Consider the following 18991-nt stretch of genomic DNA (forward strand, 5'->3'; position numbering starts at 1 on the left):
CTGCATGAATCAGCCGCTCTTTTTTTTCTGCCTCATAAAAGCGAGGATGGCAATCCCGGAACAGATGAGCACAAACAAGCCGCCCAGCAAATACACAGTCCTCGCTCCAAATGCATCTGCAATCAATCCAACAAAGAAAATAGATAAACCGACAGATACAGAGGAAAGGACGTAATGAGCCGAGTACACCTTAGATAAATCTCGGACGGGCGTTTCCGTTTGAAGAATGGTTTGCTGTGAAACATCACGAATTTGATAGGCAGGCCCCATCAAAATACAAAGCAGCAAAGCAAGCCACGGCAGGCTGTTCAGTGAATAGACAATGGTCAGCACTGCATAAATGAATGAACCAGCTGCCATAAAGAGAAGAAGCTGCTTTTGAATGAACCGGCTTATCCACGCAGCCAAGAGCCCGCCTAGAATGGCGCCGGTATAATAAGCGGCATTGATAAATCCCCACCAATCCTCACTTTCGTTTAAATCTTGTGTGACAAAGGCAAGCGTAATTGCCCCAATCCACACAGCGCCTGCTATATTTTCACACACATCCATAAAGGTCAGGGTGCGAATTGTTTTATTTGTCCAAATGATCGTCCAGCCATCCTTGAAACTGTTCATCTTATTTGCTTTTCGAACGGTGTCTTCTTGCTTAAGAAGAGGAAATAAAGGGATGAAAAATAAATAAGACAACACAATCATCAAACAAGTGATCCACATTAAATAAAAGGGACCAATGAACAGAACGAGCATTCCAGTAAACGAATAGCCGGCAATTTGAACCGTTTGTTGAAAAATGGAGGCTGTACTGTTCGCTTTCACAAGCTGATTTTCTGGCACAAGCATCGGCATGATGGCCTGCAATAAAGGGCTAATGAACCCGCCTGTGATGGAAATGAGAATGAGCGCACCAAACAGCCAAATCATATGCTGCTGAAAGAAATGAAATTGAGCTGTAAACACGATGAGCATCCCAAGACGTAAAAGCGGGACCCATTTCAACAGCCGGCCCGCTTGATAGTGATCTGCCAAAACAGGAGAGATGAGCCCAGCTAATAGCTGGCATAGCGTTCTTATTAACGGAAATAAAGCTGCATACGCAACAGATTGTGTATCTTGATAGATCACAAATGTGATCGTCATGACAAATAGAATATCACTTAGCATGAGAAGGCTTTTACTGCCTGTATAACACCAAAACTTGTTTCCCATATCCAATCGACTCCTTCTTTTCCAAAAACAAGTTCAGTATAGCATGGTGAAGAAGGACACAGTGGCTTTTCATTGAAAAATACATCTTAAGGATGAGAGGATTGTGATAAGCTAAATGAAAGACATCGTAAGGAAAGGGGTTCAAATCAATGAAAGTACTGCCAGCACATGAATTCTTGAATCAGCACAGCATCCCATATGAAATCAAAACATTTTCTTCCGAAACAGAGAAGGGAGCCGCAAATGTAGCAGCAGCCCTTGGTTTTCGCGAAAGACAAATGATCAAAACATTGATTTTTGAAACAGGGGAAGGGGAGCAGCTGCTTGTGATGGTTGGCGCAGACCAGCATATTAAGTCAGGGAAACTAAAGAAAGCGGCCGGCTCTCGTAATATTAAAATGGCATCACCAGAGAAGGTTCTAGAAGTGACAGGCTACCGAATTGGCTCAATACCGCCGTTTTGCTGGCAGCCAGAAGGCTTCCGCACCATCATCGAAGCTTCGCTATTAGAGGAGGAAATATTAGGCGTTGGAGCAGGTGAATGGGGAAATGAAATACTGATCACACCAGAACAATTAGTGAAAGCCTCAAAGGCTGTACCGTATGACATCGTGCAGCCAGCAGAATAGAAAAAAGTGCCTGTTTCTCATGCAGGCACCTTTTTAATTTGCAGCCGGCTCCTTAAATGGACCGATATCTTTCATTTGCAGGAAGGCATCCACGGTTCTATTTTCTTCAAGGTCATTCGCCCGTTTGCAGATCACAACAGGTCTGACGATTTCTATGCCTTCGATATATACACGTCCAATCTCTTTCCGCGTGAGACTGCCTTGAACCGCATCACGGGGAACAAGTGTGATCCCATAGCCAGCTTTAATCATTTGAATCGCTTCATGAACACCGCTGAATTGTAAATCAACAGTCGGTTTTTTAATTCCTTTCGAGGTGAACAGGGAAAAGAGCTTATCTCTAGTGGAGCTGCCTTCTTCACGCATTAAAAAGGGCTCCTGACTCAGGTGCTCTAGCGGAACGGTTTTTCCGTTCAACAGATGGTCTGCTGGCACAATAAAATCATAGCTTAAATTCGTCAAATGAGAGGTAACGATCTCCTCATGATGCAAATCTTCAATTACAGCGATGGCGACATCTGATTCATATTGAAGCAGGCTCTCTATCACTTGAGCGGAATTTCCGCTTTTTAATTCGATTTCTGTCTGTGGTGATGACGTTTTAAAAGCAGCCAGCCAATCAGGCAGTAAAAAGTTGAGTGGTACATAGGTAGAACCGATGCGGAGGCGCCCCTTCTTCCCGTTTTGTAATAGCGTGATCTGATATTCTACTTCCTTTTCAGCCTCAAACACTTGCCGGGCATAAGGATACAGCATCTTTCCCATTTCTGTGAGCGCAATGCCCCGACCGTTTCGTTTAAAAAGGCGAAACCCGATCTCTCGTTCAATGCTTCTAAGCTGAGCCGTCACAGCTGGCTGTGTCAAAGATAGTGCGTCGGCAGTTTGTGTGACGCTTTTTGTCTCTGCGACCTTTGCAAAAATCCGAAGGGCATGTAAATTCAACTTCGCACCACCTATCAATTATTTTGATAAAACAATCAAAAACATTCATTAGATTTATTATAAGGCATCCCTTATCGTAAAGGTAGCGAAGGGGGAAGAAAAAATGGATCGTCGTCAAAAGCAAGTTGTGTCAATATCGCTTATCACAGCATTTGCACTTATTGGGGATTCAATGCTCTATATTGTTCTCCCGGTCTATTGGAAAGAGATTGGTTTATCATCTATTTGGGAGGTCGGGTTACTGCTGTCCATCAACCGATTCATTCGTATCCCGCTAGCACCTGTCGTATGGTGGCTCTATCGCTATATCCCAATGAAGACGGGTGTATTGATCGCGATTTTGATCGCGTCAGTGACCACGATATTATATGGGATGAGCGGCTTTTGGCTGCTGCTTATCTGCCGCTGCGCATGGGGTCTCGCTTGGACATTACTCCGAATGAGCGGGATGAGGGTTTTGGCTGAAATGGACGAAGGCTCACAAGGACATTTGACGGGGCTTTATAATGGGCTTTACCGGCTTGGTAGTTTATTTGGCATGTTATTTGGCGGAATCTTTGCTAGCTTGATCGGCTTCCAGTCCATGACGCTAGTCTTTGGTTTACTTACATTGATGGGATGCATTTTTTATGTATCGTTGGATGAAATTGAAAAGAGAGAAGGCACGCAGGTGTATCATGGCATCAAACAAAAGTGGTTTACACGAGATGTTGTAAAAGTACTGATAACAGGCATGCTGATCGCACTGATCATTCAAGGTTTATTCGCATCCACGCTGAGTCATGTCATTGAAGCAAAGATTGACCAGGATCAATTGACTCTGTTTGGCTTTGTCATCGGAGCTTCGGCTTTAAGCGGTGTGATTCAAGCAATTAGGTGGGGATGGGAACCATTTGTAGCACCGAGAACGGGCAAATGGTTTGATCGGCTTGTGATGAAGGAACGAATGCTATGCTGGATGTTTCTTTCATTTGGAGGGCTCAGTTTTCTTGGGGTCATGCTGAAGGTAAGCGGCTGGTTCCTATTGATGCTGCTTTTGATTCAGCTGCTGGCAACGATTGTCACAACGTTCACCGATACACTTGCCTTTCAAAAAGCCTCTGCTCAAACAGATAAGAACCGCTTTCTCGCCAGCTATTCTTTTGTTCAAGATATGGGGGCTGCTTTAGGGCCTTTGTGCGGGTATACGTTGATTCAGTTTTTCGGAACAAACAGCGTCTTTTGGTTGATGCTCATCATAAGCTTAATGCTTGTCAGCATGTGGATAAGAGGCGGGCAGCATGTTTCTTCTAGTGCAGTGTAAAAAATAAAGCGTCATATAAAAAAACTGCCTCATGCAGCTGATCGCAGGAGGCAGTCATATTCTCTTATTCTAAGTCTGAATCGTAGGCTTTTTGCGTGAGCTGGCTGACAACCTCTTTTAATCCATTTGGTTTATGGAATTCTACAGGTGTGCTTCCTTTTTCGAAGACAATTTGGTCTGCTTCGACGAGCACGACATATCGATTGTTGACCTTCGCAATATGGATCGAGTGGCCAAAGTCCGCTAGAAGCCCTTTGATTTCTGTTTCACCTAGACGCATTTTCATTGTGATATCAGGGGTTTGTTCCACAATGTGAGAAGCTGCTAGTGTGACCTGTTCTGTATTGAGTGTTTCTCTAATTTCTCGTTTTTCACTCGCTTCCCATACTTCAAGATCCTCTTCGAACTGCTTTAATTCTTCACTTTCATCCTGTAATGTTTCAAATACTTGTTCCTGCACCATGTTCATGACCTGTGATTTCATGATTTCAGGCATAGATTCTCCGTATTCGACGAATTTCAGAAAGTCCTCAAAATAACGAGCATGTGAGGATTGGTGAATTTTCACTTCAGCTTCCTCTGTCATGCCCTCTTCTGGCATAAACGGGTATTGAATCGATTTCATATTTTTTGTCGTAATCGCCATTTCTACTTTTTTGATCAAGGTAGATGTATCAGCGATAGAAGCGACTTTCTGTTCAAAATCGCATTTCATAATAAAGACAAAGGAGTCATCGAAGTACTTTTTAGGAACGGCAGACGCAACTAAAAAAACGCCGCCTCTGACAGCACTTGTATCTAAATACGTGCGAACAAACTGTTCACTGCATTCATTAAATACTTCTTTTGTATCGGCAAACCTCGTCTGATGAAATAAATTGTAGTTTGGATTTGAATCGAGTTCATGACCGGGTTCGACAATGAACCGGCCAATTTTGGTTGGTACTTGTTCAGATTTAGGGTGTCTGTCCACTTTTCGTTTGACGATTTTTTTTAGCTCACCATCTAAAAAGTCCTTCAGCTCACTTTGTTCAAATTCCTCTTGATCTAATGTTTGATAATGCTTGAACCGTTTATTTGCTTGTTCATCTTTGCCTTCGATTTCTACGACAAAGAATGATAGAAAACGTATCGTAAAATCCATTGATTGGTCACCACTTTTTCTTCTTCGGATATGTTGAGTATAGAAAAAGGAGTGAAAATCGTCAACGAATGGAGAAATATCGTGTCATTATTTCCCGAGAAATGTTTAATGAAAAACACTTGATAATAATTATCATTCTTGATAGAATGATAAAAGAAAAGAAGGAACCTGCTAGTTCCTTCATCTCAGAAAAATCACTTATTTTGTTTCAAATGTTTCGCAATCAGTTTCAGCATTGCGAGTCACATCAGTCATTGTGTTTTTACCAATTTTAATGGTAGAAGCTGTACAGCTGTTATCCGCCCAAAAACGGCAAGAGTTCACTTCACAAAGTACGTTTTGTGCCATGGGAATTCACCTCCGTGATTCATATTGAGAATGAAGCAAGCTGCCACTTGAATTCATTCCATCTAGTAGTCTCTTGATAAAAAGAGGCTGTTTGTGCTGTTGATGCACATGTTTATCATACCATCTACCCTGATAATATACAATTTAAACTTTGAAAGAGCGAGAATACAAATCTCGCTCTTTTTTTATTTGTAAAAATAGTTAAATGCTAGGTGGCACCCTCTCTCATTTCGACATATGAATAGAGTAGATTCAAAACCTGATGTCGGACAAAGTATGAGGGTACATGTACTGATTTTCCGCATAAAGATAAGGTTTTCAATCAAAAATTTTTCATAGAGAGATGAGGGGAGAAGATGAAAGCAGTCATTCTCTGCGGAGGAAAGGGAACGAGAATGAGTGAGGTCACACAAGCGCTTCCTAAACCACTTGCTATGATCGGAGATCGGCCTATTCTATGGCATATTATGAAAATCTATCAGTATTACGGAGTAGATGAGTTTATCTTATTGCTTGGATATAAAGGAGAGAAGATCAAAGAGTATTTCCTGAACTACGACTGGCGGCATCATAGCATGAAGCTAGATATGGCGACAGGGGAGATGAAGCTTTTAGGAAAGTCAGAGAACTGGAAAATCACCTTTTTAGATACAGGCGAGAATACGATGACAGGCGGACGGTTAAAGCAGGCACAGGACTACATTGGGGATGAGACATTCATGATGACGTATGGTGATGGACTTGCCAATGTCAATATGTTTCATTTGCTGAAGCGTCATCAGGATCTTGGGGCAGCTGCGACTGTCACAGGAATTGAAAAGAAGTCACAGTACGGGACGTTGAAGGTATATAACGGGATGGCACAATCCTTCTCTGAGAAGACAGACAGTATCGGGATGATCAATGGAGGATTTTTTGTGTTGTCTCCAAAGGTATTTGACTATTTGACAGACGATGATCAATGCGTGTTTGAAGCGGAGCCTCTTCAAAATCTGGCGAATGATGGAGAGCTAGCGGTTTATGAGCACCACGGATTTTGGACAGCGATCGATACGTATAAGAACCTGAAGGAAATCAATGGCATGTGGACAAATGGAAAACAACCATGGAAGGTTTGGTGACGGCATGAGCGGATTTTGGAATGGGAAAAACGTATTTGTGACTGGATGTACAGGACTATTGGGAAGCTATCTCGTCAAGGAATTGATTGATCAAGGGGCAAACGTGACGGGACTTGTGCGTGATCAGGTGCCAAGGTCGAATTTATATCAAGGCAGTCAATTTGAAAAGATGAATGTGGTGCAAGGTGCATTGGAGGATATGCAAACGATTGAACGTGCGTTAGGAGAATACGAAATTGATACTGTCTTCCATTTGGCGGCGCAGGCCATTGTTGGGGTCGCAAATAGACACCCTGTTTCTACATTTGAAGCCAATATTTTAGGGACATGGAATGTACTCGAGGCGTGCAGAAGACAGCCGCTGATCAAACGAGTCATCGTGGCATCAAGTGACAAAGCATACGGCGATCAGGAGCAGCTTCCATACGATGAAGACATGCCGCTAAATGGGAAACATCCGTATGATGTATCAAAGAGCTGTGCAGATTTAATTTCTCACACGTATTACAACACATATGGTCTTCCAGTTTGTATTACGCGCTGCGGCAATTTATACGGGGGCGGGGATTTAAATTTCAACAGAATCATTCCGCAAACCATCCAGCTTGTGCTAGAAGGAGAAGCGCCGGAAATTAGAAGTGACGGGACATTTATTCGTGATTATTTCTACATTGAAGATGCGGTTAAGGCTTATTTGTTGCTAGCTGAGAAGATGGAGGAAAAAGGGCTCGCTGGAGAAGCCTTTAACTTTAGTAATGAAATTCAGCTGACGGTTCTTGAGCTCGTGGATAAGATTTTAAAGGCAATGGGCAGTGAACTGAAGCCTCGTATTTTAAACCAAGGAACGCATGAGATAAAGCATCAATATTTGTCGGCAGAAAAGGCGAGAAAGCTGCTTGATTGGAAGCCAGACTACTCGATTGATGAAGGTTTAGAGAAGACGATTGAATGGTACCGCGAATTCTTTCAAAAATAGAGGTGTAAGTAGATGAACAGCATATATTGTACGGTTCTATCAAGTGGAAGACTTTATCAAGCCATTGCGTTTTTCTTGTCATTGAAGCAAGTAGAAGATGATGCTGTCATCAAGACGTTATGTATGGATGATGCTGCATTTGATCTGCTTCATCAAATGAATTTTCCTCATGTTGATCTTGTTCATGTACGGGAGCTCGAAACGCCGGAGCTGCTGGAGAAAAAAGAGGAACGGGATGCCTCGGAATATTGCTGGACATTAAAACCGATGTGGATTGAGTGGTTATTTGAACAGGAGCAGGCAGAAGGAGTAACCTATCTTGATGCGGATTTATTTTTTTATGAGAGCCCGCAAGTGATTTTTCAACATCAGCCGGATGCCTCTGTTTTACTCTCGAGAGGGGATATTGTGATTCCGAGCTTTGATCCTGAGGAAGTGAAGATGCTTCAGAAGCTTTTAGGTCGCTATAATTCTGGCTTCCTGCATTTTAAAGGAGATAAAGCCGGACGAAAATGCCTCAGCTGGTGGAAGGAAGAATGCTTGAAGGAATGCAAAAATGCACCGGGCGAAGGCAAGTTTGGAGATCAAGGATATCTCGATCATATGCCGAAGCTGTTTGAAAAAGTGGAGGATATCCAAACAAAAGGCGTGAATATTGGTCATTGGAACTATGGGCAGCATTCCTATCGGGAAGAAAATGGACGGATTTTGCTGGAGGATGGGCATCCGCTCATTTGCTATCATTTCAGCGGCTTTCGCATCGTGAGCAAGGATGAGATGCAGCAAATTCATGAAAAGGGGAGAGATGATCTGCCGTTTTTCCAAGAAGCCTATCGAAACGTGCTGCGCCATGTGATTGAATCTGTTGAGCAGGTCGATCCGCTGTTTAACGGCTATGCCAAATTGGAGGAGGATGACGCATGAATGAGAAGCCAAAGGTAAGCGTCATTATTCCGAGCTATAATGCCAAGGAGCGTTTAGAAGGGAGTCTTTTTTCCTTAACGCTTCAGGATACGAATATTCCGTTTGAGGTCATTGTCGCCGATAATGGGTCAACGGACGGCACGATGGAAATGCTCGAGAACATTGAGGTGAATTTCCCGTTTAAAAAGGTGCGTATTCCTGTCAATCAAGGGATAGCCAAGGGGCGCAATCATGCCATTCGCGAGGCGGAGGGAGACTTGCTGATATTCCATGACAGCGATATGCTGGCAGAGCCGCAATTTATTCAAAAGCATGCGGAGGCACATGCTGATCATGAGGACCTTGTCATTTGTGGTGTATGCTGGAAGCGGATTTATCGTTATTTTTACGAAGCATTTGATCAGGATCATATCAATCGGTTGAAAAAGCAAGGCCTGTATAAGCGGAAAATGAATGATAAAACGCCTCTTTTATCAATGAAGGAAGTTGAAAATGGTGCATTTCTAGAGAAAAGCTTCGATTTGCAGTCTGAGTTTATTGATATCCTCAAAGACATTTTGCGCACGTACAACTATGATTTAGGCTCTTATGAGCTGCCGTGGCGATTTTTTATTACGAATAACTCCTCTGTCAAACGCAAGCATGTCATCGCGCTCGGGATGTTTGATGAACAGATCGTTCGGTACGGGTTTGAGGATTATGATTTAGGAATTCGTCTGCATCAGCTTGGTCTCTCTTTTGAATTGCGAGAGGATATCATGAGCGTGCATCAGGAGCATCCAAGTAATTTAACGTCATTTGATGACATCAAATATAACATTTTGTATATGTGCGAGAAGTACAACAATATTGATGCCATTGATGTCCATTTGGCTTTCTCTGGTCCATTTTCTCACACCGTCACAAATGACATTGTGAAAGAAGTCCGGCAGCTGCGTGAAAATCCGGTATTCGATGGTCTGCTCTCTTATTTTTTAGAGCTGCTTCATTTGATCACAGAGCGGAACGTAGGCGTCAAACGCGATAATAAAGATCAGCTGACCGCTAGACATGTCCCTTTGAAAAAGCTGTCAGAGGCAGCGCAGCTTGCACGGCAGGAATATGGCTGCACAGTGCTTGTAGAAGCCATTCAAGGGCTGACAAAAGAGCTATTACGCGTTGATTTGTTTCAAGTGGATGTGTTGTAGATGGCATCTTATCATTTTACAACCATTGTGTCGAATACACATGTTTTTAAGCTTTTGGCGCTGATTCATTCTCTTGAACAAACCGCTCATTCATTCAAGCTGTCTGTTCTATGTGCAGACCCTTTGGCTTACAAGGTGTTAAGTGAATTTCCTCATCCGCACGTTCAATATGAACAGCTTGAAGATATTGAAGATGAGACGCTGCGAAAGGCAAAGGATGATCGGACGTTCCATGAGTATTGCTGGACGTTAAAGCCCGTTTTTTTGCTCAAAATCCTTGAGTCCTCAGAAGCGGATTATCTCGCCCATTTGGATACGGATTTGTATTTTTATCATGATCCAGAGGCGATATTTGCAGAGAATCCACTCGCTCATTTATTTTTGACGGATCATATGAATTCCAAGCGGTTCTATCACTTTTATGAGTTATCTGGCCGCTTCAATACTGGATTTGTCGGCTGCCGCAACACAGACGTTGCCAAACGGGCGGTCACACAATGGAAGGAAAACTGTCTTGCACACTGTACAGTCGAAATGGATACAAAAAATAAGACGTATGGAGATCAGCGGTATGTTGAAAGATGGATCGATGATTTTGAAGAGGTCCATGTGGTGACATCTAAAGGAGCCAATGCCGCGATTTGGAATATTGAAAACTACAAGCTTTCAGTTGTGAAAGGGGAAATGTATCTCGACGAATGTCCACTCTTGTTCTATCATTTTTCTGCCTTTACGATCATTGATGAGAATACCTTTAATCTGAATTGGTATTACTATATGACAGAACAAAAGCTTGTGGATCATTTATATATTCCGTATGCCGATTTGGTTCATCAAAAAATCAAACAGGTGCAAAAGGTCTTTCCAGAATTCCAGCAAGGGTTTATTGCAAAGAAGCATGTACCTGATACGCATTTTTATGAAATGTGAAAAAACCGCTCAATCACTGAGCGGTTTTCTCCTTTTTATGATTCATTCCATTTGGAGATGGTTTGATCGCTAGGTAGTAAGAAGGCTAGGATCCCTAATATCGGTAAAAAGGCGACTCCGATCATGGTAGGCGTTAAACCGAAGGCATCAATGAATGAGCCTAAAGCGACCGATCCGATGGCACCCATACCAAACGCAAGTCCAACCGTTAAACCAGACATTGTGCCAATTTTCCCGGGAAATAGTTCTTGAGCATAAACGACTGTGACAGAGAAGCTTGACGTCAGAATGACTCCAATCAGTCCAAGTAAAACATAGGCAAAAACAGGTCCGGCAAATGGCAGCAGCAAGGCAAGTGGAAAGGATGCCAATAAGGAAATTAAAATCACGGTTTTCTTGCCGAAGCGGTCTGCAAGCGGCCCGCCTAAAAATGTCCCTATTGCACCTAGAATGAGAAATAAGAAAATATAAGTCTGTGATTCTTTAATCGTCAATCCATATTGTTCAATCGCATAAAACGCATAGAAATTTGATATCGCATTTCCATACCAAGAGCGGGCAAAGATGAGAAAGACGATAATGCCAAGTGCTGTGAGTGCTGACTTACGGTGAAGTTCAGATCTTGCAGCTTTTGGTGGAGCTTTTTTCGCTTGAGCTCGAATGGTTTGAAGTCTTCCTGCGTACCATCTTGAAATATAAAGAAGGAAAACGACAGCCATCATTCCAACAATCGTAAACCAAGCCACGCCTGGCTGACCGAGAGGGACGAGCATGAATGCAGCGATTAGCGGAGCAAAGGCTTGACCTGTATTTCCGCCTACTTGATAGATAGATTGTGCAAGTCCTCGTCTTGGACCAGCTGCCATATTGGCAACGCGGGAGCCCTCTGGATGAAAAATGGCAGAGCCGAGTCCGATAAAGACAACGCAAAGCAAAATGGTGGCAAAGGAAGGCGCAAACGCAAGCCCGAATATACCGATAGCACTAGAAAATAAAGCAACCGGGAGTGCATAAGGCAACGGCCTTTTATCTGTGTACCACCCAATAGCGGGCTGCATCACGGAGGAGACCATATTTAATGTAAAGGCAATCAGCCCTAATTGTGTAAAGGTCAGCCCCATTGAGCGTTCTAAAATAGGGAACATGGCAGGAATAACGGCTTGCAAAGTGTCATTGAGCATATGGCAAATGCCAATAATCAATAAAATGGGATAAACCGTTGATCCAGTGACAGAATTTTGAGGTGTATCCTTTGTACGAGCAGCAATAGCCAATGAGACTTCCTCCTTTCATTCAACTGTTTTCTATTTTGCATTCTTCTCATTTTATTCATAAGGTGAACTATAAAACAATAGCAAATTGTCATGATTTAGAAAAAAGAGACACAAGCGCTTGTGTCTCTAAATGGTTACTTATAAAAAGTTGCGATGACAGGCTTCATTTTTTGAATGACGAGTCCACTACCACCGCGATTTTTTACACCTTCAATCATGCCGACGAGGACGTAATCTTCTTTTTTAGGATTAAATGCAAGTAAAAATCCATTTTCAGAACCGTCTGTCGCTCCTTGTTTGCTTTTCAGCTCTGCTGTTCCTGTTTTAGCGGCAATGTCAGCTCCTTCAATTTGTAAGGAGTGAGCTGTACCGTTTGGACTCGTCACGACCTGAGTGAGCGCGTCTTTCACTGTATTTGCCGAGTCTTCTTTGATGATTTGTTTTGGTGATGCTGTTTTCTCATCTTGAACGACTCGAGGATAGACAAGCTTGCCTCCTGTTGCAAATGGAGAATAGGCATGTACTTGTTCAATCGGTGACATGAGTAATTCGCCTTGACCATATGCTGAGTCAGCAAGTAAGATGTCCGATTGAATGCCGTCGTTTGATACTTGTGCTGGTTTCATTGTAAATGGCATGTGCAAATCTTCGCCAAACCCAAATGCTTTCACTTTTTTCTCATAGGTGTCTTTGCCAATTTCCAGTGCTTCCTGTCCGAAGTAAATATTATCTGAGTACACGAGGGCATCAACCATATTTACGTTTTCTTTATCGTGAACCCGTGTAATTCGATAATTGCCCCAAGATTGATCCTTTTGCCATTTCAGTCCATGGATGGTGCGTACTTTATTAGGCTTTGTGACACCTGTTTCCAGCCCGATGGCTGCTGTAATGGTTTTGAATGTAGACCCTGGTGCATACCGGCTCGCATACCGGGCTTGGAATGGGAGATCTGGGTTTTCACTGTATGCCTGATATTGCTTAGGTGTGATCCCGTTTGTCATGAGATTGACATCATAGGAAGGGGCGCTGACAAGCGCTAATAGATCCCCCGATGATGGATTCATGATCGTGACGGCTCCTTTTTCACCTTTCAGCTGTTCATAGGCTTTTTTCTGTAAAGAGGCATCAATGGTCAGCTTCACTGTTTTTCCATCTTGTCGATCTGACTTTTGCAATGTTTCTTCAATGCCTGTTTCATCATGGACGATCAAAATGCTTCCGCCATCTTGTCCGCGCAAGTTTTTGTCAAATGTGAATTCAAGACCGGTTTTGCCAATGATTTGATCTGCTTTTAATGCCGGATTTCTTTTGATATCATCTGCATTTGCTTTCCCGACATAGCCGGTGAGATGGGCGGCGGCTTCGTTATAAGGATAGTAACGCATTTCCTTCGATTGATAGGTGACGCCTTTTATATCCTTTGGAATCGGCTTCTGTTCTAACATTGATTTGAGCGGGACAAACGTGTCGTCTGTGACCCATGCTTGTTTCAGCTGATTGTCGATTAGTTCTTCATCTAAATCAAACGCCTTGCTGATTTTTTTGATATTGCGTTCTTTTTCTTCCCCTGTGCCAAGCTTTCCTGGGATGATGCCAAGTGCGCTTCCACCAGTTGTTTCTGCTAGGGTACGCCCTTTTCGATCGACGATGTTTCCACGGACAGCAGGGTCTGATTTGACCTTGATGGTATCTCCCTTCTCCATTTGCGGGAAGATGAGATTTGGCTTCCAGTCGACTTTCCATTTGTCATCTTCTTCTGAGAGAACGCCCTTGTAAGAAAGCTTGTGCAGCTTGCCCAATGACGTTTTCATTGTCACATCATAGGAAAATTGATACCCATTTCCTTTGTCCTGTTTTTCAACATTGAGCTTTGATATGTTCAGATCATAAGCACCAATTCCGTTAAAGATATTGTCGTATTTTTCGGCTAGTTGTTTTTTTGAGAAGTCATTGGCTTTCAAAGACGCACTTGTTACCTCATCAGCCAGCCTTGTAAAGTCTTTCTTCTCCATTTGTTTCGTAAAGGATTGAGCCGCTTTTAAAGCTTCTTTTTCTTTTGAAAAAAGAGAATCTTTTAAGAAAAAGAAAGCAGCAGCAACTACGATGATACTAAGAATGGGGATCATGACTTTTTTCTGTTTCCAAAATGATTTTCGTTGATCCGTATACAATGAAAACACCTCAATTTTTGATTAGATCCTCTATATTTTACAGTGATTGGTCGTGATTTGTATAGTTTCTCCTATGAAAATAGACCAAGGCACGATGTCATGGTTTTGGGAAAGGGACGAAAATGATAGCTTGTTTCTATGAAAGATATCTTCATTTTTTCTTATGATTTAAAGGATTTCTTAAGAGATCATCGAATGTGAAAAAATAGAAAAATATACAAACGCTTTCAATAGGGGGAATTGTTATCGTTTATAAAAAGGTGAATGTGATTGGACTTGTTCTTGGACCGGCACTCTTCTTGCTCATTCTTTTTCTCATACCTGAAAATGAATTGACCTATGCTGCGAGGGTAGTCTTGGGCATTACCGCTTGGACGGCTACATGGTGGGTGACAGAAGCACTGCCCATACCTGCAACATCTTTATTGCCCATCATCCTACTGCCGACACTTGGCGGGCTTTCTATGGAACAGACATCAAGAGCTTATGGAGATCCGATCGTTTTTATGTACATGGGAGGATTTATGATTGCAATTGCCATTGAAAAATGGAATTTGCATAGAAGAATGGCCTTACACATTTTAAGGGTGATTGGCACACGAAGTGACCGCATTGTATTAGGTGTCATGATCGCGACTGCTTTTTTATCTATGTGGATTTCAAATGCAGCGACAGCCCTGATGATGCTCCCGGTGGCACTGGCTGTGATTAAAGAGGTCAAGGCTAATGACATCTTAGCTGGTCCATCTCTTGAACGATTCAGTAAAAGTATTTTATTGTCGGTTGCGTATTCAGCGTCAATTGGTGGTTTGGCAACACTTGTTGGGTCTGTGCCAAATGCTGTGTTTGCTGCAATGTCAAAAAAGCTATTAGATCGGGAAATTATGTTTTTTGAGTGGTTTTTGTTTGGTTTTCCTGTTGCGATGATTCTGCTCATTCTTTTATTTCTGTATTTGACCAAGGTACAGTTCAAAGTAGAGCACACAGGTGAAATGAGTGTAACGTTCATTCGAAAAGGATTAGAGAATTTAGGGAAAATGAAACAAGAGGAGAAATGGGTGTTTGGTGTTTTTCTTATGACGGCGTTTTTGTGGATTTTTAAGCTCTTTTTGTTTGGAGGGATCACCGTATCTGATACATCTATCGCCATTTTCGGTGCCATGCTGTTATTTCTCATTCCAGCAACAAACGGAGAGAGAATATTAGAATGGCAGGATATGAAACAGCTACCATGGGGGCTGTTGCTTTTGTTTGGAGGTGGGCTTTCACTCGCTACGGGCTTTGCAGAAACCAATCTAACAGGATGGATCGGGGAAAATCTACAGCATTTAAATGGGCTTTCGTATATCATGCTATTGATCATTTTAACGGGAGCGATTTTGTTTATGACTGAAATTATGTCAAATACAGCTGTTGCCAATATGATTATTCCGATTACGGTAGGGCTTGGGCTTGCGATTGGCATCGAGCCCTATGGGTTAATGGCTGCGGCTGCTTTGGCTTCCTCATGTGCGTTTATGCTGCCGATTTCCACACCGCCAAATGCTGCTGTCTTTAGTGCGGACGTGCTGAAAATATCTGATATGGTCAGGGCAGGCTTTTGGTTAAATATCATGAGTATTGTGGTGATTGTCCTTGCGGTGTATTTCTGGCTCCCGATTGTGCTTAAAAGCTGAGCGGGTTAAGATGATGGCTTTGATCGAATCGAGACTGTCGGTGTTTTTGTTTCTTTTGGCTTCGGTGGAGGTGCTGATTTTTTGATGTGCGTGTCCTTTGGCGTATAATAGGTTGCCCCAATATTGAGCCTGCCTTGAAGCTGATCAATGGAAAGCTCCCCAAACTCTAAATGGTAATCAATTTTGTCCACATGCAGGGATTCGATATGAATGTGTGTATCCTCTGAGACAGGAGAAGCTGGTGCGGACATTTTTTGCTCGAGAGCGGTGAGCCTTTTCTCCAGCTCGGTGACAGAGGGGGATGGACTGGATTCAGTTTTTTTAAAGAGTGATAGAATGAAATGTTTCAAGTAGACCACAACCTTTTCTTCTGCCTTGATCTAGTCTATGGAAAAGCTGTGAGATATATACTTATAGAGATGACAAGAAAGGGGAGACGCACATGCTGCCTACTCAGATTCACATTGCTCATATGAAAACGAATTCGATTGGCACAGGATCATCTATGACGTTTGGCTCGACGTTTGTTCGCAATCATTGCAGTACGATCAAAAGGAACAATGGCTTTGGGGAACAGAATGCTGATGGCGTGATCACGATCCTTCCGATTGAAGCGATTGATGATCGTGATCAAATCGACGCCGTGAGTATCAATATTCGTCATCTATGATAATAGCAGTCGCTTTTCCTTCATCCTTTTGCAGCCTGATATAAAGTACACCGTCTTTAAAGGCCGCATTCATTTGTCCAAGAATCATTTCTGGAAGCCGGATTTTCTTTTCAAACGGACCATACTTCCCCTGCTTTTGGCGAAAATCCTGCTCATTAAAAAAGGAAAGACGCTGTCCTTTCACAACCAAATATTCACCATATGATAACACTTGTACATCTTCCTTTCGGTAGCCAGGTAAATAAAATAAGTACTGAATTTCTGTCGCGGTTTCCACCATGTCGATTGGTGGAAACGACGCGTCTGGGCCGCGCTGATCCTGCTGAGTGAATGTAAAGGGAGATGGACCATTTGCCATAAAGGGAGATCTTTGCTCATCATCGAAGATCATTTTCCAAAAATCATCCCCATGCATTTGCTGGGCAATATCCATCCACTGCTTCATTTTTTCGAAGTCCATGTGAAGACCTCCTGTTAACATACTTGATGGGTGCTTGCATATACCTATAAAAAGGAGGTTTATCTGTGGTTCAACCAACTCCGTATATCAATATTAATATTTTCATGTTAAAAATTAATTCCTTTGAAAATGCATCGGCGGTGAATGTCGGACAAAATTTGTTAGCAGAGTGGCAAAACTCAGATAAAAAAAATCAGGGGTACGGACAAAATTTTGGAGATGCCAGTGGTTTTGTCGGGACAAAAAGCCATGTAGATGATCGAGATCAAGTGGACTCACCTGCCTCTTTTTCACCAGCAGCTAAACCCATTCAAAGGAAGTGACGTGTGATGTTATTCTCACCCTCAGTCGTCAATGTCGGTGCTTTTAAAATCAATGCAATGGATCGGGGTGCATCACTGACGCTAGGTCCTTATCAGCAGATCGATTATTTTCTCTCAATGAAATTGAACCAAGGATTTGGAGAGGACAATGGAGATTGTTCACCGCTTGTCATACCGATTTCAAGCGTGTTAGATCCAGATATGGTGGACTCAAATTCAGTCAAAAACAGCGTGGTTTAAGCAAAAAAAAGAGACCGGGAATCCCGTGTCTCTTTTCTAATTTGTTTCATTCAGATGGCTTTTTCGTCTTGCATAGGTGAAATAGACAACGACACCAATGGCCACCCAGATCAGGAAGGCTCTCCATGTCTCCCATTTCAGTGTAGCAGCCAATATCATACAAATGACCGCACTAATAATGGGAAGGTAAGGTACAAAAGGTACTTTAAAAGCTGTCTTCATATTCGGATGTTTTTTCCGTAGTACGATCACAGCGATAGAGATCACCGTAAAGGCTGCAAGTGTACCGATGCTGACTAAATTCGCTAGCGTAGATAAGTTAACGAATCCAACGATACATGCCGCAACAGCACCTGTGAGCCAAGTGTTGGCAACCGGTGTTTTCGATTTTGGATGAACGTTTGAAAAGATTTTCGGCATGAGTCCATCTCGGCTCATGGCAAAGGTTAAGCGAACTTGAGCATAAACAAGTGCAATTAACACTGTCGTAATCCCGATAATAGCACCTGCGGATATAATGCCCGCCACACTATTCAGGCCAACAACTTGAAGAGCAAATGCGACAGGGTCACTGACATTCAGCTTCGTATAGTGAACCATGCCTGTTAAGACGAATGAAACACCAATGTATAAAATCGTACAAACACCGAGCGCACCGATGATTCCGATTGGCATCGCCTTTTGAGGATTTTTGACTTCTTCAGACGCATTAGCGATTGCATCAAATCCAAGGTAAGCAAAAAAGACAGTCGCCGCTCCAGCAATCACGCCGTGAAAGCCCATCGGCATAAAAGGTGTCCAGTTTTCAGGTTTGACGTAAGCAAAGCCAGAAATGATAAAGAGAAGGACGATGGCAATTTTAATCAGCACAATGATGTTATTCAGCTTCGTGCTTTCTTTGACGCCTCTTGAGACGATAAAGGTGATGAGCAAAATAATGAGTGCGCCTGGAAGGTTAAAGACGGCTCCATCAGCGGCTCCAGGTGCAGCTGATAATGCCTTCGGTATGTGCAGACCGAATCCACTGAGCAGTGATTGAAAATAGGACGACCATCCGCTTGCTACAGCAGAGAGCGCAATGACATATTCAAGCATGAGATCCCAGCCCATTAAGAAGGCGAGAAATTCCCCAAGTGTTGCGTAGGAATACGTATAGACGCTTCCTGACACAGGAATGGACGAGGAGAATTCAGCGTAGCAAAAAGCAGCAAGGGCGCATGCGATCGCAGCTAAAATAAAAGATATAATAATCGCAGGTCCCGCATCTTTCGCAGCAGCAACCCCCGTAATCACAAAGATACCAGTCCCGACCACGCAGCCAATGCCAAGCAAGATTAAATCAAACGTATTTAACGATCGGCTGAGCCGCTTCGTTTGACTTTCAAGCATGAGCTGGTCGAGAGACTTTTTTCGAAATAAAGAACTCATGTTGACCTCCTAATGGATAAATCTTTTCGTAAG

General features: G+C 42.8%; 20 protein-coding genes. 11 read left to right on the top strand and 9 right to left on the bottom strand.

Annotated features, from left to right (window positions below):
* Nucleotides 1-9: 9 nt before the first annotated feature.
* Entirely contained in the window at nt 10-1209 is a 1200-nt protein-coding gene (locus MHB83_RS08510; RefSeq protein ID WP_342496812.1) for an MFS transporter, read from the bottom strand.
* A gap of 149 nt (nt 1210-1358) precedes the next feature.
* Here MHB83_RS08510 and MHB83_RS08515 point away from each other — a divergent pair, with 149 nt between their 5' ends.
* The gene (locus tag MHB83_RS08515) at nt 1359-1838 is read left to right on the top strand and encodes a YbaK/EbsC family protein (RefSeq protein WP_106032782.1); all 480 of its coding nucleotides are present in this window, start codon (nt 1359-1361) and stop codon (nt 1836-1838) included.
* A gap of 33 nt (nt 1839-1871) precedes the next feature.
* Here MHB83_RS08515 and MHB83_RS08520 read toward each other — a convergent pair whose 3' ends face one another.
* Nucleotides 1872-2780, bottom strand: coding sequence for a LysR family transcriptional regulator (locus MHB83_RS08520; protein WP_212046308.1), 909 nt, complete (start codon nt 2778-2780; stop codon nt 1872-1874).
* Between the two features lie 103 nt (nt 2781-2883).
* Here MHB83_RS08520 and MHB83_RS08525 point away from each other — a divergent pair, with 103 nt between their 5' ends.
* Nucleotides 2884-4083: an MFS transporter gene (locus tag MHB83_RS08525; RefSeq protein ID WP_003214222.1), complete on the top strand. Its 1200-nt coding sequence runs from the start codon at nt 2884-2886 to the stop codon at nt 4081-4083.
* Nucleotides 4084-4147: 64 nt separating this feature from the next.
* On the opposite strand, the gene MHB83_RS08530 is transcribed toward MHB83_RS08525, so the two are convergent.
* Complete coding sequence (locus tag MHB83_RS08530) at nt 4148-5227, bottom strand: DUF3900 domain-containing protein (RefSeq protein ID WP_342496813.1); 1080 nt, start codon at nt 5225-5227, stop codon at nt 4148-4150.
* Nucleotides 5228-5425: 198 nt separating this feature from the next.
* Nucleotides 5426-5575: a DUF1540 domain-containing protein gene (locus MHB83_RS08535; RefSeq protein ID WP_003213883.1), complete on the bottom strand. Its 150-nt coding sequence runs from the start codon at nt 5573-5575 to the stop codon at nt 5426-5428.
* Between the two features lie 356 nt (nt 5576-5931).
* Between MHB83_RS08535 and rfbF the strand changes: the two genes are divergently transcribed.
* The 5 genes from rfbF to MHB83_RS08560 are packed head-to-tail and all read left to right on the top strand — an operon-like array spanning nt 5932 to nt 10713.
* Nucleotides 5932-6696 (top strand): glucose-1-phosphate cytidylyltransferase, encoded by a 765-nt coding sequence (gene rfbF, locus MHB83_RS08540; protein WP_050945759.1) that lies wholly within the window; start codon nt 5932-5934, stop codon nt 6694-6696.
* Nucleotides 6697-6700: 4 nt separating this feature from the next.
* Entirely contained in the window at nt 6701-7672 is a 972-nt protein-coding gene (locus MHB83_RS08545) for a GDP-mannose 4,6-dehydratase (RefSeq protein WP_041816148.1), read from the top strand.
* 12 nt (nt 7673-7684) lie between these two features.
* Nucleotides 7685-8596: a putative nucleotide-diphospho-sugar transferase gene (locus MHB83_RS08550; protein ID WP_003214380.1), complete on the top strand. Its 912-nt coding sequence runs from the start codon at nt 7685-7687 to the stop codon at nt 8594-8596.
* Complete coding sequence (locus MHB83_RS08555; RefSeq protein WP_342496814.1) at nt 8593-9783, top strand: glycosyltransferase family 2 protein; 1191 nt, start codon at nt 8593-8595, stop codon at nt 9781-9783. The genes MHB83_RS08550 and MHB83_RS08555 overlap by 4 nt, the downstream gene beginning before the upstream one ends.
* Nucleotides 9784-10713, top strand: coding sequence for a putative nucleotide-diphospho-sugar transferase (locus MHB83_RS08560; protein ID WP_342496815.1), 930 nt, complete (start codon nt 9784-9786; stop codon nt 10711-10713).
* A 35-nt stretch (nt 10714-10748) separates the two neighbouring features.
* Here MHB83_RS08560 and MHB83_RS08565 read toward each other — a convergent pair whose 3' ends face one another.
* Entirely contained in the window at nt 10749-11987 is a 1239-nt protein-coding gene (locus MHB83_RS08565; protein WP_342496816.1) for an MFS transporter, read from the bottom strand.
* A gap of 134 nt (nt 11988-12121) precedes the next feature.
* On the bottom strand, nt 12122-14161 hold the full coding sequence (locus tag MHB83_RS08570) for a penicillin-binding transpeptidase domain-containing protein (RefSeq protein WP_212046302.1): 2040 nt from the start codon (nt 14159-14161) through the stop codon (nt 12122-12124).
* 260 nt (nt 14162-14421) lie between these two features.
* Between MHB83_RS08570 and MHB83_RS08575 the strand changes: the two genes are divergently transcribed.
* Nucleotides 14422-15837, top strand: coding sequence for a DASS family sodium-coupled anion symporter (locus MHB83_RS08575; protein WP_106030044.1), 1416 nt, complete (start codon nt 14422-14424; stop codon nt 15835-15837).
* Nucleotides 15838-15842: 5 nt separating this feature from the next.
* Here MHB83_RS08575 and MHB83_RS08580 read toward each other — a convergent pair whose 3' ends face one another.
* Nucleotides 15843-16196 carry a hypothetical protein gene (locus MHB83_RS08580; RefSeq protein WP_137055410.1) on the bottom strand — a complete coding sequence of 118 codons (354 nt, stop codon included), beginning with the start codon at nt 16194-16196 and terminating at the stop codon, nt 15843-15845.
* An 83-nt stretch (nt 16197-16279) separates the two neighbouring features.
* On the opposite strand from MHB83_RS08580, the gene MHB83_RS08585 reads away from it, so the two are divergent.
* Nucleotides 16280-16507 carry a hypothetical protein gene (locus tag MHB83_RS08585; RefSeq protein WP_226804756.1) on the top strand — a complete coding sequence of 76 codons (228 nt, stop codon included), beginning with the start codon at nt 16280-16282 and terminating at the stop codon, nt 16505-16507.
* Here the strand turns inward: MHB83_RS08585 and MHB83_RS08590 are convergent.
* A complete protein-coding gene (locus MHB83_RS08590) occupies nt 16488-16967 on the bottom strand; it encodes an Hsp20/alpha crystallin family protein (protein WP_284907810.1) in 480 nt (159 codons plus the stop codon). The genes MHB83_RS08585 and MHB83_RS08590 overlap by 20 nt on opposite strands.
* Nucleotides 16968-17032: 65 nt before the next feature.
* Here MHB83_RS08590 and MHB83_RS08595 point away from each other — a divergent pair, with 65 nt between their 5' ends.
* The gene (locus tag MHB83_RS08595) at nt 17033-17290 is read left to right on the top strand and encodes a hypothetical protein (RefSeq protein WP_003213975.1); all 258 of its coding nucleotides are present in this window, start codon (nt 17033-17035) and stop codon (nt 17288-17290) included.
* Between the two features lie 6 nt (nt 17291-17296).
* Nucleotides 17297-17530, top strand: a complete 234-nt coding sequence (locus MHB83_RS08600; RefSeq protein WP_024424583.1) for a hypothetical protein — start codon at nt 17297-17299, stop codon at nt 17528-17530.
* A gap of 36 nt (nt 17531-17566) precedes the next feature.
* On the opposite strand, the gene MHB83_RS08605 is transcribed toward MHB83_RS08600, so the two are convergent.
* A complete protein-coding gene (locus tag MHB83_RS08605) occupies nt 17567-18958 on the bottom strand; it encodes an amino acid permease (RefSeq protein WP_050945768.1) in 1392 nt (463 codons plus the stop codon).
* Nucleotides 18959-18991 lie beyond the last annotated feature (33 nt).

The sequence above is a fragment of the Bacillus sp. FSL K6-3149 genome (genome assembly GCF_038630515.1).
Lineage (GTDB): Bacteria > Bacillota > Bacilli > Bacillales > Bacillaceae > Bacillus > Bacillus pumilus.